This window comes from Paucibacter sp. M5-1, assembly GCF_027498415.2.
Taxonomy (GTDB): Bacteria; Pseudomonadota; Gammaproteobacteria; order Burkholderiales; family Burkholderiaceae_C; genus Roseateles_E.
In genome coordinates, this window is the sequence record NZ_JAPZLM020000001.1 from 54049 (window position 1) to 69148 (window position 15100).

Annotated in this window: 13 protein-coding genes; all 13 read right to left on the minus strand. The window is 67.3% G+C overall.

The features are described 5' to 3' along the window. Nucleotides 1-190 precede the first annotated feature (190 nt). Nucleotides 191-1354 (minus strand): DUF1173 family protein, encoded by a 1164-nt coding sequence (locus tag O5M90_RS00280; RefSeq protein ID WP_269838433.1) that lies wholly within the window; start codon nucleotides 1352-1354, stop codon nucleotides 191-193. 48 nt (nucleotides 1355-1402) lie between these two features. After that, nucleotides 1403-2611 carry an LPD7 domain-containing protein gene (locus O5M90_RS00285; RefSeq protein WP_269838432.1) on the minus strand — a complete coding sequence of 403 codons (1209 nt, stop codon included), beginning with the start codon at nucleotides 2609-2611 and terminating at the stop codon, nucleotides 1403-1405. 54 nt (nucleotides 2612-2665) lie between these two features. Beyond that, nucleotides 2666-3370, minus strand: a complete 705-nt coding sequence (locus O5M90_RS00290; RefSeq protein ID WP_269838431.1) for an OmpA family protein — start codon at nucleotides 3368-3370, stop codon at nucleotides 2666-2668. A gap of 12 nt (nucleotides 3371-3382) precedes the next feature. Beyond that, entirely contained in the window at nucleotides 3383-5365 is a 1983-nt protein-coding gene (locus O5M90_RS00295; protein WP_440401753.1) for a type IV secretory system conjugative DNA transfer family protein, read from the minus strand. Nucleotides 5366-5415: 50 nt separating this feature from the next. Continuing rightward, nucleotides 5416-6531 (minus strand): P-type DNA transfer ATPase VirB11, encoded by a 1116-nt coding sequence (gene virB11 / locus O5M90_RS00300; protein WP_269838429.1) that lies wholly within the window; start codon nucleotides 6529-6531, stop codon nucleotides 5416-5418. Further along, entirely contained in the window at nucleotides 6528-8096 is a 1569-nt protein-coding gene (gene virB10 / locus O5M90_RS00305) for a type IV secretion system protein VirB10 (protein ID WP_440401754.1), read from the minus strand. Before virB10 ends, virB11 begins: the two co-directional genes overlap by 4 nt. Then, a complete protein-coding gene (locus O5M90_RS00310; RefSeq protein WP_269838426.1) occupies nucleotides 8093-9133 on the minus strand; it encodes a TrbG/VirB9 family P-type conjugative transfer protein in 1041 nt (346 codons plus the stop codon). The genes virB10 and O5M90_RS00310 overlap by 4 nt, the downstream gene beginning before the upstream one ends. Further along, nucleotides 9130-9930: a virB8 family protein gene (locus tag O5M90_RS00315; RefSeq protein WP_269838425.1), complete on the minus strand. Its 801-nt coding sequence runs from the start codon at nucleotides 9928-9930 to the stop codon at nucleotides 9130-9132. Before O5M90_RS00315 ends, O5M90_RS00310 begins: the two co-directional genes overlap by 4 nt. 102 nt (nucleotides 9931-10032) lie before the next feature. Continuing rightward, entirely contained in the window at nucleotides 10033-10746 is a 714-nt protein-coding gene (locus O5M90_RS00320; protein WP_269838424.1) for a type IV secretion system protein, read from the minus strand. A 50-nt stretch (nucleotides 10747-10796) separates the two neighbouring features. Further along, nucleotides 10797-11852: a type IV secretion system protein gene (locus O5M90_RS00325; protein WP_269838423.1), complete on the minus strand. Its 1056-nt coding sequence runs from the start codon at nucleotides 11850-11852 to the stop codon at nucleotides 10797-10799. A gap of 12 nt (nucleotides 11853-11864) precedes the next feature. Beyond that, a complete protein-coding gene (locus tag O5M90_RS00330) occupies nucleotides 11865-12275 on the minus strand; it encodes a hypothetical protein (RefSeq protein ID WP_269838422.1) in 411 nt (136 codons plus the stop codon). Beyond that, complete coding sequence (locus O5M90_RS00335) at nucleotides 12272-14764, minus strand: VirB4 family type IV secretion/conjugal transfer ATPase (protein ID WP_440401755.1); 2493 nt, start codon at nucleotides 14762-14764, stop codon at nucleotides 12272-12274. Before O5M90_RS00335 ends, O5M90_RS00330 begins: the two co-directional genes overlap by 4 nt. Then, nucleotides 14748-15080, minus strand: a complete 333-nt coding sequence (locus tag O5M90_RS00340; RefSeq protein WP_269838420.1) for a type IV secretion system protein VirB3 — start codon at nucleotides 15078-15080, stop codon at nucleotides 14748-14750. Before O5M90_RS00340 ends, O5M90_RS00335 begins: the two co-directional genes overlap by 17 nt. Nucleotides 15081-15100 lie beyond the last annotated feature (20 nt).

The window sequence follows — 15100 nt, forward strand, 5'->3', positions numbered from 1 at the left end:
TCCTTCAATGTGAGGGTGGAGGGGAGCGGGTTTGAACCCGCCTCTCCAATGTCCGCAATTGCCAACCTCTTGAGGCCCTACTTGTGGATGCTTGACGGTTACTCCCTTTGGGATAGGGCCTGGCCCACGGAGCTGTCGCGGTGGTGTGTCGCGATCGATGGCCTTGCCGCACCGCAAGGCATATTTCCCGTTAGGAGTACGGCGTGAGTCCAGCGGGCTGCGCCGGGTCGTGCAGGGCAGCGCACGCTAGCGAAAGGGTGCCGGGCGTCTGTCGATGCGAACGGCGTGCGAAGACCAGCTGTGGCGCATCCCCCTGGTCTGTCAGCACCAGCGCGGGAATCTGTGTGTCGGGACTCAGGTCGTAGCGCAGCAGCCGCAGGAATGATCGGTGCGTCCGAACAAGCCTGTCCAGCAACTGCTTGTCGCCCATGGTCTCGACAGGCAGCCAGTGCTGGTTCACGGCCATGAGGCTCAGCTCGGCAATGTGGGGCAGCAGCTCGGGGCCGATGCCAAAGGTCGCGGTGATGATCAGATGGATATCGTCGGCGGCACTCCAAAGCGTCAGCTCCGGCTCGAAGCGAGTGACGAGGCGGTGATAGAGCGAGGGCTCCAGTGCGAACCCGAGGTCGGGCACATGCTTGATGACGAGCTTGTGCCCATGCCTGGCTGGAACGATTTCCTTCGCTTCGGCGATTAGCAGGAACATCGACGAGTTCCCGCTGCGGGACTTTGCGGCTTCGGCCCATCGGGCATGCCTGCGTGCACGGATCGCGTCTGCCTGCTCGACCGAGAAGGGTTCCGGGATGTCGAGCTTGTTGGACAGGGCTTCGCCGCAGGCGACCATCCGTGAGGCGGCCTGCAGCAACTGGCGACGGACGGCCCCCCAGCTGCGGCGGCCCTCGAAGCCGGGGTGCCAGCGGGTGAGCTCTGCCTGATCCCAGAGGTAGTGCAGCAGGGCGCGCAGGGACAGGCGAGGATTGCTGCTGCTGACCGTGCTGACGCCAGAGGGGAGCCGGATCGGTGTCATGTTGGTCGGCCGCCGGGACAGGGAGAAGCCCAGCTTCAGCAGGGTCATGCCGCTGATGGGATCCTCCTTGACCGCGCAGCCAAGCAAGGGGCGAATCCCTGACAGCTGGGGTGGTGGCTCATACGATGGGCAGGCCGGTGCGTGGCGATCGCCGGTCCCGGGCATGCGCTTGACGACGTAGATGCCCGCCACCCTGGCGATGTACATCTCGATGCCCTCCGGCCGGCATAGGCAGCGGGGGCGCCGCTGCCTGACATAGGCCCGTGCGACGGCTGCAGCGAATCCCGGTGACGTGGGCAGGAGCCGCAGGCCTTCGAGCTCAAGCATGGACGCCCTCGGTCTCATGTCAGTGGCGAGCGTGCTCATCACAGTGCTTCAGCGCACGGGGGCCGCTGGGGCGCGATCTCGCTGGTGATCCTGGATCCGGCTGGCATCGGGTGCCGGTGCTGCGGCCTGCGCCTGACGCTCGGCGTTGCGGTCATAGATCTTGATCTTGGGCACGTGGCCGTTGCGGGCCATCTGCGCCAGCTGTCTTTCGGCGGCGGCCAGCACGGCCAGGCGCTTGGCCTCGGGCACTTTTTTCTCGGTCAAGATCGCGTCCATGGCGGCAATCACGGTCTTGCGGCTGCCGCCACGGGACGAGGACTTGACGCTGGCGACCGCTGGTGCGTGTGGGCTGGATGCGCTGGCGGCTTCTGGCACTGGCTGGATGCGGTTGTGCTGACGGGCTTCGCGCTCGCGCTTGAGGAGGTTCAGGTCGCCGATATTGGGCTCGTAGCCCAGGGCCTTGACGCCACGGATTGAGGCCTCCAGCCAGACCATGCGACGGAAGTCGTCTGCGCCAGAGATTCGCAGTCCCGTCCAGCCTCGGGCCAGGGCGAGATCGACCATGGAGCGCGCCACCGAAGGGCTGTTGGTGTCGGTGCTCAGGCGCAGGTGCGATTCGGTGAAGGCGATCCGGGAGCTGTCGCCGCGGAACCGGTACTCGGTGCTGCCGATCGCCATGTCACCGAGCGTGATGGGAGCCCGCTTGATGATGTACTGCTCCTGCAGCGAGCTCTCGATGCTCGCCACCATGGCGGCACGCTCTGCTTGCGCGTCGATTCTGGCGCGGACCTTCGCGCCGCCCTTGTCTGCGCTGGCGGCGCCCTTTGCAGCGAGGCCTGTCGTGCGATCTGCGGCGGTGTCGGATGGGTCCGGAAAGTCGTCCCGGGTAGTCCTGAGGTCTGGCGCCGGCTTCATCAAGGCGGGCAGGCGATCGCCACGCCGCCATTCGCCATCGATCTTGCGGATGGGCGTTCGCGTGCCGTCCGCATCGATCGCTGTGAAGCGACTCGCATCCAGTTGCGCTGCCTTGGCGGCCATCTCGCTGAAGGTCCTGGCGCGGTAGGTGATCTCGTTGAAGGGATCCCGTAGCTCGTAGCGCTCGCCTTGCTGCGACTCTGGAACCAGGTCCCTGTCCGCGCGAGGGCGATGGGCCGGCTCGACCGTGCCTCCGTGTGCGCCTGCGGGCGTGGCTGCGACGGCAGCCGATTGATGTGTCGGCGCGGCGGCGCCAGGCCTGTTGGCGTGTTCCTTGTCCATGAGGGTCTCCTGTGCGGGCTTGGACGTCGCTGTGGCTGAGGATCAATGCGAGATTCAGTGCGCAGTGGCGTTGGATGCCGAGGCGGCGTTGAGTGCCACAGGCAGGGTGCGATAGATCTCGATCTCGACGCGCCGGTTCAGGCTGCGGCCTTGCGCGGATTGGTTGTCCGCCACATGGTCTCCGGTGGGCTGGTAGGTCGCCCGGATTTGCGAGGGGTTCACACCGGCAGCGATCAGGTAGTCGGCCACCGCAGCGGCACGTGCTCGGGCGATGCGGCCTTCCGCCGCGACGTCGCCTTGTCCGTCGGTGCGGCCGCGCAGCAGGATCAGCGGTGCGCCTTTGGCTTCTCTGAGCAGCGCCCTGGCCGTGCTGGCCGGGATTTCCACCCGGGTGCTGCCGTATTCGAAGTGCACGGTGGCCACTGTATTGGCCGCGCTGAGCTCAGCATTCGGGCGGGCCTCGGGACCGGCCGGCTGCGGTTTGGGCGGCTCCAGCTTGGCGACGAGGTCCATCAGCACCGCCAGGCGCTGTTGTTCTGTGGCGGCCCTTGCGGCGCTTCGCTCGGCGTCGAGGGCGCGCAGCTGGCTATTCCGAATGTCGGAGCTGCACGCCTGCAGCTCCACGGCCATGGCCGTGTTTGCCGGCCGCTTGCGCGCATCCTCGACCGAAGGTGGCCTGGGCGGTGAGCTGCAGGACGCGAGCAGCAGGAGCCAGGGGAGGAAAGCGGTGAGGGGTGTCGAGTGGAGAGTGAGGCGCATGGTCAGCTCCCTTCATGGGTGGTTCAGTTCGATGGCCGGCGCGGGCTCGCGGGGGCCTTGGGAAGCGATAGCTGCGTGGGCCGGGGGCTCCGCCGCCAGGACGCCGTCTCCATCGGGCAATGGCTCGATGGAGCCGCCGGAGGCGCGCGGGGGTGGCGGCATCCCGGCGAGGAAGCTCGCCAGTCCCTTCGCGATCGACTCGGGATCGCCTTCCAGGGGCGGCAGCTTCGAGATGTCGTAGGCGAGCGCATCGAAGCGCAGGCGCTCTCCGGGTGCGAGTTCGTCGTCAGCCTCGCGCCAGCGCTGCTGAAGGCGGGCGAGGTGAAGGTCCATGTCCAGGGCGGGCACCACCGGCGGCTGCTGCAGGCGCTCCTTGAAGACCTGCTCGCGGTAGTAGCGGATCTTGTCGCCGAGGATGGGCTTGCAGCCTTCCATGATGATGACCAGGCGCTCACTGCCGAGTTCCTTGAACTCCTGGGGCAGCAGCAGGGCGCGACGCTGCTCGCTGTCGTTGCGGCTGACCGTCGTCTGCCCCTTGCCGCTGAAAGACCGGCTTCGCCCGTGCGAGGTCGCCCGCTCGGTGAAATACCCCAGCATCTCGCTGTACTCGTTGGCGTCCCGCTGCTCGCGGGGTGCGAACAGGATCTGCAGCCCGTGGTTGGTGGCGAAGCTGCGAGCCTCCTTGTCGCCATAGACGGCGTCGAGCTGGGACATGGCCTGCACCACGGTCAGCAGGCGCAGGTTGTAGCCGGCGAGGAAGGCGGCCGAGCTCGTGATGATGGGCACACGGCCCATCGCGGTGAACTCGTTGTTCACCAGCAGGCATTGGTAGCGCAAGGTCGAGTCCTGCTCCGGCAAGCGCCGGGTGTTCAGGCTCACCAGCTGCGAGAAGAACAGGCTCAGTAGGGGGCGGGCGCTGGCCAGGCGGTGCGGCGGGATGCACACATAGATGGAGCAGCGGATGCGCCGCACGTCCTCCACATGAAAATCGTCCCCGCTGGTGGCGGCATCGACGATGGCATCGGCAAAGATCGTCAGCGGCGCATTGAAAGTGGCGACGATGCTCGACAAGGTGGCCTCCGAACTGGACAGCAGCCGCTGCAGAGCGTCGACGCACTCGTCGGACAGGGGGCACTGCGTCTGCCGCCGCTGTTCGATGGTGTCCGTCAAGTGATGCTTCAGCGATCGGCCCTTGCCGGAAGACTGGCGAAGCATTTCGCCAATCGTGCGCGGCAGGTCTGGGGTTTCCAGCAGCAGCAGGCCAAGACCCAGGAACAGGTTGCGCGCCTGGTCGTTGAAGAAGCCTTCGGACGAGGTGCCGCTGCCATCGTTGGGGTAGAACACCTGACCGATGCCCAGCAGGTCACCGACCCGGTGCAACTCGCTGGTCCGTACCGCCGTCAAGGGGTTCCAGCGGTGGCTGCGGGCATCTTCGTCAAATGGCGCGAAGGCATAGACCTCCTGGCCGTGCGCGCTGCGGTAGCCGGCGGTGGTGTTGTAGAGCTCCTTCTTGATGTCCAGCGCGACGGTCGAGTCCGGCCAGTTCAGCAAGTTGGGGATCACGACGCCTGTGTCTTTGCCGCTGCGCGTGGGGGCGGACAGCATCACCGAGAGCTGGCCGTGCAGGCTCAGGAACTTGCCGCGGTGCCGACCCACCAGGATGCCCGGTCCTCCGGTCGCCGTGAGCCCCGCGCTCTGGATCTCCTGGGCCGTCGCGAAGCGGGCATTGCCGTGCAGAGGGCGGCGCTGGCGCAGCGTGGACCACATCGCCGCAGGCAGCAGCACCAACAGCCCACCGGCACACAGTGCCATGGAGGCCTGCAGCTTCTTGCGAAGCGCAGGATCGTCGGCGTAGAGCTGCCAGTAACTGGCGATGCTGGTCAGCCTTGCCTGCGCGGGGTTCGCCCGGTTCAGCAGCAGGAACAGGGCGCCAGACAGGTAGGCCGCGGCACAGGCCAGCGCGGCGTAGCCGGCCAGGACAAAGAGGCTGGCCACAAGCTTTCTGGAGGGTGACCAGGCCGGGTTTGGAAGTTCGCCCGGGCCACTCATGGGAATAGCTCCCCGTTGGCGGGCGGGAGCTCGACGCGTCGCGTCCGGGGTTCATAGCTGATCTCGGAGATGAAGCGTCCCCGCTCGTCGCGGTCGAACTGAACGACCACATCGACCACCTGGCGCAGCAGGCACCTGATCTCGCCCAGGGTCATGCCGCCGCCGCCTCCGCTGGACTCGCGGATCATCAAGGCCATCTGCTCGATGGCCAGGGCGCAGCTGCCGGCGTGCACACTGGTGAAGCCTGGATGGGCCGAGGCGGCCAGCCGAACAAAATCAAAGCACTCCTCGCCGCGAAGCTCGGCCAAGAGGATGCGGTCGGGCCGCATGCGCAGGCAGGCTTCCAGCAGGGACCTGGCGCTGACCCGTGCCACGCCCTGGCTGCCATTGCTGTAGAACAGATGCACGGTGTTGGGGTGGTGGGGCATGGGCAGCTCGGCCGTGTCCTCGATCGTGATCAGCCGTTCCTGCACGGGCACCTCCTCGATCAGTGCCTTCAGGAAGGTGGTCTTGCCCGAACCGGTCTTGCCACTGACCACGATGGTCTGGCGCTGGCGTACAGCCAGCTGCAAGAAATCGACCAGGCGCCCGGCTAGCAGCAGCGCCTGCAACTCTCGCTCATAGGGCTGAGGGGTGTTGGGCCTTGCGCCGCAGCCCATGCGGTCGAACAGGCCGTCGGCGGCCAGCGCCGGCAGCGGCCGCAGCAGTGTGGAGGGTCGTCGCATCGTGATCGACACCGTGCCGCGCGTGACAGCCGGCGGTATCACGAACTGGATGCGCTCGCCACTGGGCAGCGTGGCGGCCAGGAGCGGCTGCTCCTGGGAGACCTGCTGGTCGGTGTAGGTGGCCACGGCCATGGCCAGCGACAGGCAGCGCTCCAGGCTCAGCGTCGGCAGCTCGCAGCGCCGCCAGCCTGCCCCGTCCTCGACCATGGCCCAGCCGGGCGCATTGACGCAGACCTCCAGCACGCCTGGCTCGTCCAGCAGGGCGCGCAGCGGGCGCAGGAACTCGATCACCGAGGTGGCATCGCCAGCCCAGGCGGCGCCCGGGCTTGCGGCGACGGCAGAGTTGTCCGCACAGGCGCTTGCTCGGAGTGCCGGCAGCGTGCTCATGGTGCGCTCGGCTGCAGTTCGTAGACCCCCGAGAAATCGATGTCGCGGGCCACGTGGATGGCGGCGATGCTGCCTTGGTTGCGGTAGATCGTCGGCGGGATGTTGATCGTGCTGTCGAGCACCTTCTCAGCGAGCTTCGAGGTGTTCGACGTGGTCGAAGACAGCACCACCGTGCCGCTGCGGTGTTCCTCGGACTGCTTGCTCGCGATCAGCTGGACCGAGTCGTCGATCAGGGACAGCAGCATGGCCGCGCCGATGCGCTCGGACCAGCGATTGTCGACATGGCCGTCGATGCCCGACTCGCCAAGTTGGCCGGTGGCCGGGGAGTCGATGTCCACGGTCACGCCCAGCGGCGTGCGCACGCGCGTCCACAGCACAGGAATGCGCACGGTGCCGGGGCGCACCGTGGTGACCCGGTATTCGCCGTCCAGATGCGAGCCCCGCTCGATCAGGAGCACACGGCCATCGTCGCCGTAAACATTGCGCTGGACCATGCAGCTGACCAGGCCGGCGCTTGCGCTGACGATCCGCGTCTTGAGCGCGCAGCTGAAGGAGCTCCCCTTGGGCAGGGTCAGGCTGCGATTGCCCAGCATTGACGCCGCCGCCTTCGGCGTCGCCGAGCGAGGCAAGATGCCGCCGAGCAGCGTTGCCGAGGACTGACCGCTAGAGGTCTGGCCCTGGGCCTGGGACTGGTCGGGCGGCAGGTAGGCGGGTGAGCTCAGGCTCGGCGCTCCTGGCTGCGTCGCACCCTGTGCCAGATCTTGGCCGCGCGCCAGATCGCTCGCCTGGGTCAGCTGATCCAGCAGGCCCTGGAGGCGCCGCTGATAGTCCTGGAGATTGCGCTCCGTCGCGAGCATGGGATCGCCGGCCTCGGTGCCGGGCTCGCCGCCTCGCCCGCTCAATGGGCGTCCTGCGGAGGACTCGGGGGGCAGGGGGCTCGCCAGCCGGGAAGCGCCCAGGCCGGGTTTTGCGGTCACCAGCATCACGGGCGCATCCTCGGGGCGTACGGTCCCTGAGCCGGTGCCAGTCCCGGTGCCAGCACCGGGCTGTGGGCCCGCTCCGGTCCGCCGAACACCGATGGGCTCGGCCAGTTCCTCGCCGGTCGGCACAAGCGCAGGAATCCGGTGTGGCGATTCCGTTGCCGAGCCAGCGCTCGCCTGCTTGGTCGTCTGATGCGGGCCGCTGAGCGCTGCCGCGCCCGAGAGATCAAGCTTGCGGGGCTCGGCGCTGGCTGCGGCTGGCCTGTCGCGACTGGTCTTGCTGTCGTCAGCCGCTGTACTGGACCAGCTTGATGACCAGCGTTGAACGGCGATCACTGTGATGGTGGCCAGAGTGCCAGCGAGCAGGAGTACCGCGATCACGCTCTTCCAGGAGATGGGCGGATGCCGAGGGGCCGACACGTCCGGGATTCGTGCCTGGTCGTCAGTCTGGGCTCCTGGCTTTGCGCCAGCGCCTGCGCGGCTTTCCGATTCGCTGTCCGTGTGCTCGGGTGAGGCGGGAACCACCGATCCGCCCATCTTGCCGGGCCGGTCCATGTCGCTGGGGCGAGTGGATGCGGTGTTCATGGTGCAGCTCCGGCAAGTCTGGACGGTGGGGCTGCAGGCGCGGCTGGGGCCCGGGAGGCGGAAGGGGCAGGAGGGGCCGAGGGGACCGCTCTGAGTGCGCGGCGGACGCCGGGGACGGTGGTGCCCTGCTCGGGCGGGATGCCGTCGAGGTCGAAGGCTTCGTTCCACAAGCCGACCACAGCCGTGCCGGCGCGCAGGACCAGGCGCCGGCTCACCCGGTCCACGACCAGCAGGTCGTCCTCCATGCGGGCATTGACCAGGGCTTCGCTGCCGTCGCCGAGGACCTGGAACACCGCCGGCATTTCCCGGTTGCCCGGGAGCCGCAGGTAGGTGAAGCGCCCGTCGTCGAAGACCAGGGTCGGCACGATGTCCTGGGAGTGCTCGCCTTCGGCCAGGGAGTACTGCGTGTTCACGATGGCCGGCTTTGCCTGCAGGCGTTCGGAAACAAGCTGCGCCGGGGAGGGCGCTCGCGGCGCTGGCGCCTGAAGGCTGGCCTCGATCGCGCTGAGTGCCAGGAGGGCCCGCTCGGCCGAGCTCATGCGATTCGGCTCGCCTTCGGGCGGTGCTGGTGGTGCTGCTGGGCCAACAGGCGGTGCCTTGACGATGAGGCGGTACAGGGCCGGCCTGGGATCGTCGTCGGGAAGGACCTGGAACCGCAGGTTGTGGATGCGCCGGCTGGTGACGATCGCCAGGTTGTTGGCCGCTGTAGCCGTGCTCTTGGGCTTGATGAAGACCGTGCGCCCGCCGGGCTGCGCTGCGATGCACCAGGCCGAGTCCGCCTTCGAGCAGTCGCCGCCCAGGCCGGCGGCGAGTTCCGTGATCGACTCGTCCGCATCGAGCAGTACCAGCGTGACCTGGCCTCGCTTGACGGGCACCGTCACGACGCGCTGGGGGTCATAGCTGATCTCACGCAGGCGCAGGTCAGCGCCTGCGGCTGGCGTGCTGCCGGCAGCTGCCGGTCCTGCACCCAGCAGCAGGCCGGTGCTCAGCAGGCTGAGCACCGCCGTGCGGCTCACCGCGGCACGGTGCGCATTCATGACCGCCCCCCGGCGGTGTTGATCTCGGGATCCGAGCGGTAGGCGGTGACGACGAACCCCAAGGGGTTCTCGAGCCTGTCCTTCTCCTTGGCAAGGGCTTTGGGCTGGTACCTGAACACGACGCTGGCGATATGGCGCGTGGTCGCATCGGGCAGTTTGCGATCCGTCATCCGGATGGTCTTGTCGTAGGTGACCGTCGCTTCTCCGCGGTTGTCGCTGCGACCCGTCGGCGAGAGCCGCACGCTCACGATGTGGATCTGCCAGTCTTCGGTCGCCCCAACCCTTCTTTGCAAGGCGGTGTCACCCTCGAACTGTCGGTTGTAGTCGGCGAAGACGGCCGGTGTCGCCGTGCGGGCGACCTGGTCGAAGTCGCGCTGCAGGAACATCCAGCTGTAGCCCTCGCGGGCCCGCACAAAGGTGGCCAGGTTGTGCTTGTCGAGGGCCTCCAGCGCCGGGACGGTCTCGACGCCGAGGCGCTGCTGGATCGTGGTCTCGCCGGTGAGGCGGTCCACCACGATGGGGATGGGCACGAGTTCGCGCAAAGGGCTTTGAACGAGCACGGTGGCAATGCCCGCCGCCGCGAGGCTCAAGCCGGTCCAGGCGGCACGCCAGGCGCGCCGCTCGGAGCGCTCGAGCATCTCGACCCGGTCGATCTCCCAGGCCGCGTTATGGCTCAGAGATGCGTCCGATGGATCGCTGTCGAGCGCTTTGGCGCTGGCGGCTGTGCTGTCCGGGGCGACATGTGGCCAGGGTTCGGGCAATGCGGCGGCCTCTCCTGGCATCAGGATTGCACTCATGGCGTGACCTCTTGAATCGGTGGGGCGACCGGCGGCGCGATCAGGGGCTGGTGCCGGTGGCGAGCTTCAGCGCGGGTGAAGATGGAGAGTCAGGGTTGCCGATCAGGGCAGGAAGTCGGCGACCTTGCCGGTGCGGTTGAGCATCTGGTACTGGCGCTCTCGGTCGCGCGAGCGGGCGATCCTCTCCTCGCTGTCCGACATGCCCTGCAGCATCTGCACCTGGGAGACTTCGTGGGCGAGCAGGGCGTTCTCGGCGCCGATGCGAGCCTGGATCTCCAGCACGGCCTTCTGGTCGGTCGTGGCATTGATCTGCTGCATCAGGGACCGGATCTGGTTGAGACGACCGGCCGCCGTGCGCATCGCATCCTGGAGCATGCCTTTTTGCTGGTAGGGCTGGGCCAGGCTGGCCTGGCAGCGGATCCGCTCGTCGCCGCCAAGGTCCGCGCAGTTGTAGATCAGGCCCTGGTCGCGCAGCGCCTTGGCGGTGCCGCTCAGCCCCGCGTAGCCCGAGGTGTTGACCGCATTGATCAGGGTGTAGGCCTCGGCGGGCACGTAGTTGCGCAGCAGCGGGCTGTCGAAGACGGCGCCGAGATTGCGGGAGCCGATGACGCTGTTGAGCTGGCTCTGCAGGTGGACGATCTGCTGCACCTGGTTGTTGATCGCCGTGATGTCGTTGATCACCTGCTGGATGGTCTGGGCCAGGTTCGCTGCATCAATGACCGGGATGCCTTGGGCCCTGGCCTTGCCTGGGCTGAAGCCGGTCACGGTGATCGCGAGCGCGCAGAAAACGGATGCGAGCCGGAGGCGAATGATCATGGCGATGCTCCCTTGTGTGGCGTTTCAGGGCCGCTCCTGGTTTGGCCTTGTCAGGCCAGGCCGCGCATGGCGGCGCGTCGGTAGGCTGGGGTGGGGGACGGCGGAGATCCGCCGGTGTTGGCGTAGGACGCTGCGCTGCCTGCCGCGCGCCCCAGCGCGTAGGGCAGGCCGGTGCCGGCCCGAACGACGCCGCCCTGGGTGCTGGCAGCGGCGCGGCTGCGACCGGATGTCGCGCCCAGCCTGGAAACCATCATGACGTTCTGGATCATCTGGACGCCTTGCTGCACGGCCGCGCCACCGGTGAGGGCGGACGCAAGGCCCGGCGCCTGGAAGCAGACGATGGCCATCAGGATCATCACGATGCAGTACTTCAGCGATTCGGCGACGACGTTGAGCTGGGGCCCAAGGAAGCCGCCTTGGGACTGGATAGCCAGCACGATGGCGTCGCCGACGTAGGCGCTGAGCCCCAGGGCGAAAAATGCGAACCAGGCAAGCACCACCGAGTTGAGGAGCGCGGACAGCCAGCTGTCGAAGAAGCGGGCGGTCGGGCGCCAGGCCAGGCAGAGGATGAACAAGGGGCCGACCGCCAGTGTGAAGCTCAGGAAGGTCTTGGCGAGCGTGACGACGAAGAGCGCCAGGCAGAGGAAGATCACGTTGCCGAAGGCCGTGACGACGGCGGCGAAGACCAGGTCCAGCCGCGTGATGCCGGCCTCCTTCATCAGGTCGAGGACGAGCTGGCTGGCTCTCTCATTGAAGGCATCAAGCAGCGCGTAGGGCGAGGCGACTGTTGTCGGATCCGCTGAAGCGGGGAGGAATGTGGCCGCAACGCCGGTCGCCAGGGCATTGGCGACTTCAACGACGTGACTGATGTAGATCCCCGACTGGAGGGCGAAGGCCAGCACCAAGCCGATCTTGACCACCTTCCAGACGAAGATCGGGACGGTTTCCGAGGCCTCGCCGCGCAGCACAGCCCATCCGAACAGCAGGACCCAGAGCGTCATGGCGGTCAGCGCGAGGGGTGTGATCGCGCTCATCAGCGTAGCGATGACGCCGACGACATAGGTGTTCAACACGCTGTCGAGCTGAGATCCGACCCAGGCGAACATGATGTTTAATCCTCACTGAACCACAAGATTCGGCAGCGCCGTGATGCTGACGCAGCGGCTGCCGAGATCAGGCCGCTCGCACTGCAGCCATTCGCCCTTCGACTTCACGATCCACTGCCTGGGACGCTTCTCTGAACCGAATGTCGAAGCCCGGCAGGTGCCTGGTCGGGCGTAGAACTCGGTGCACTCGCGGATGCCGTCCTTGGTTTCCACCATCCGCCAGCCGCTAGGCGTGCATCCAGGCTTGGTTGCGGGACAAGGCTTGCCGAGCGATATCTTCGGCAGCGGCGGTGTCTCGACACGGGTGCTGCCATCGGGAGCGACCGTCACGGCTTCATTGCCCTTCACGAAGGGGGCGGAGGTGGCGGCGGCGGTGGCGATCGCGAGCGAGGTGAGCGCGGCAATTTGCAACGAGGTCTTCATGCTGTTCTCCCTGAAATTCGCAGTCGACGATGCTGCACTTCCCGCATGAAGACGGGAAGCCATTGACACGGATCGTCACCATGTTCCTGGCGGATCTCATCGAGCAATAGCACGTTGTCCGTGGTCGCGGACAGCACGGCCATGAAGTCGTCGAGGCCCGTCAGGTCCAGTTCACAGATCGCGCTGGCATGGCCCTGCTTGACCAGGAAGCGGCGGTTGCCGTGCGTGCCCAGGCTGCGCACGATGTCGTACTCGGCATTCGTGAGGCCGAAGCCCTCGACATACTCCTCGCGCAGCGCCTGGGGGTTGGCCAGGAAGATCTTGGTCACGCTCTGCTCGACCATGGTCCTGCCGATCGGATGGCTCAGCACGTCGGATGGGCTCTGGGTGTCGAAGATGCCCAGGCCGTTCTGCTTGCGGATGGTTTTCTGTTTCTGCTTGGCGAAGTCGCTGAAGATCTCGTGATCCAGCGCCTTCCAGAATTCTGAGATCACATAGATCAGCCGGCTGCCGTCGATGCGCTCCTTCATGACTTCGAGCAGGACCATCATCACCGGCGTCCGTACCTCGGGAAGGTCCAGAAACTCCGTGGTGTCGAAGGCGATGATGGGGGCATCGTCCAGATCGATCAGTTGATCGTCGGCCTGGTCGAAGACCCAGCCCAGCGCGCCGCCCTCGCACCAGCGTCCGAGCCGCTCGAACAGGCTGTTGTCTCCCGTCTTGGGCAGGTTCTGCCGCAGCGTGGAGAAGCGGCGCAAGGGGGCCGGCAGCATCGCCACTGCCTTGACCGCATCGGCGATCGCGCGCTCGTCAGCCGGCAGCAAGGGCAGGGGCGTGGTGGCGATGCAGGTGCGGACCAACTGTTCCCAGAACTGGATACGGGCCGGCGTCGGTTCGCGCTGAAGCGGATTGCAGCCGGTGGGCCGGCCAGCTTCGAGTGTGAAGTAGCGGCCGCCCAGGGCCCGGATGGCGATCTCGCAGCCGCGGTCGAGGTCGAACAGCACCAGGCGCGGTGCCGGCTTCCATTTGCGGGTCAGCACCAGCAGGAACATCTCCAGCGCGGTCTTGCCCACACCTGTCGATCCGATGATCAGGGTGTTTCCCGGCAGCTTCTTGTCCTCGGAGTCTTCGCCTTCCGGGCTCGCATGCAGGTTCAGGTAGAAGGGCTGGCCCGAGGGCGTGCGCAGCAGCGCCAGCGCCTGGCCCCAGGGATTGCCCTCGCGCTTGCCGCTGGCGAAGTTGTGGCCGCTGGCCAGGGCCGCGAAGGCGCGCGAGGAGAGCTTGGCGTCGCGCGGCCGCCATTTCCAGTTGCCGGGCATCTGGGCGAACCAGGCGGCGTCGGCCACCAGGTCGACCGGCGACATCTGCAGGCTTGAGGCTTCGCCGACCGCGCCGATGGCCTGCGCGGCGCGCCTGCCGGCATCCGCACCGTCGTTGCCGAACACCACCAGGCTGTAGTGGTACTCGCCCATGCAGAACTGGCCGTCGCCGAGCTCGTTCAGAGCCGCGTCCATGTCGGCAATCTGGCTGGCCACGACATCGTCGCTGGCTATCAGCTGGTCGCGCTGCAGTTCCAGCGCGCGCATGGCCTCGCGGCGCGGCAGGATGGAGAAGGACTGGGTCTCGATGAACTCGCTGCTCTCGTAGAGCAGCGAGTTGAGGATGCCCGGTTCGACCGCATTGGCGTACTCCTTGATATCGACCAGGGCCGCGTAGCGGCGCTCGTCGCCGTATCGCAGCTCCAGCTTGTCGCCCGCAAAGGACAGGCGGACCTTGGGCAGGGTCCGGTACAGCGGCCCCGTTGCCAGCGGCACGGGGTCGGGGCGGCCGTTGACCAGGTAGCCCAGGAATTCGGCCACCTCGGCGTAGGCCCGCTGGCCCTGCTGGCGGATGCCCAGCAGGCGCGGGCCGAAGCCCTGCAACACCCGTGCGACCAGGGCTGTGCGCTCCTCCATCACGCGCAGGGCGTCCGACTGCGCCTCGGCAATGGCGACTCGCGAGCGGGGCCTTGAGCGCAGCGCCCGGCCGACGCGCGAGGACTCCGGGCGGTAGACCAGGGTCAGGTAGAGCTCATTGCTCATCATGGGATGTTCGCCCAGCTGGGCCTGGTAGGTCTGGGACAGGTCGTGGGCGAAGCCGGATGCCGGCGGGTGTTCCAGCTGGTCGCTCACATGGCGGTGTAGCCTGTGGGTCCACACGGCCCACTGGCCACCGGCGAGGTTGCGCAGCAGGCTGCACAGGGCCTCATGGCGCTCCTGGACCAGGTGCTCGTCGGCGCACTCGAAGGGAATCCCGTCGAGGCGCCAGACGCGCAGGTAGTCGCCTCCCCGCGTGATCACGTCGTGGGGGCTGAGCAGCGACGAAAACGGCACGAAGCTGGCGAGGGGATTCTCCGTGCGAACCTGGCGCCAGTACCGGGGCTGGGCCGTTGCGGCTTGCCAGAACCGGCGGCCAGCGCTTGCCGGGGTGTTGCTAGACATGCCAAGCATCACGGGCTCCTCGGTAGAGGGTGGGGGCGTAGCTGCGGGCGCACCAGAACCGCTGGTTGCGGTCATGCAGGCGCAGCCTCAGCGCGAGATAGGCCTGCCGGAACCGCTGGTCGTCCCGGGCGGTGATCAGCCTCATCCAGATCAGGGCCGGGCACAGGGCCAGCAGGACCACGAGCGCCGTCCACCAGCTGACGAGCAGGCCGCCCCACACGATCAGCAGCATGCCGCTGCCGAACAGGGTGACCAGCGGCGTGAGCGGAATGCCCAGCTTCATCGCGGGCCGCGTCGCGCCTTTGTAGATCGTCTCGGGCTGCATGGTGGATCTCCCATCCGGGC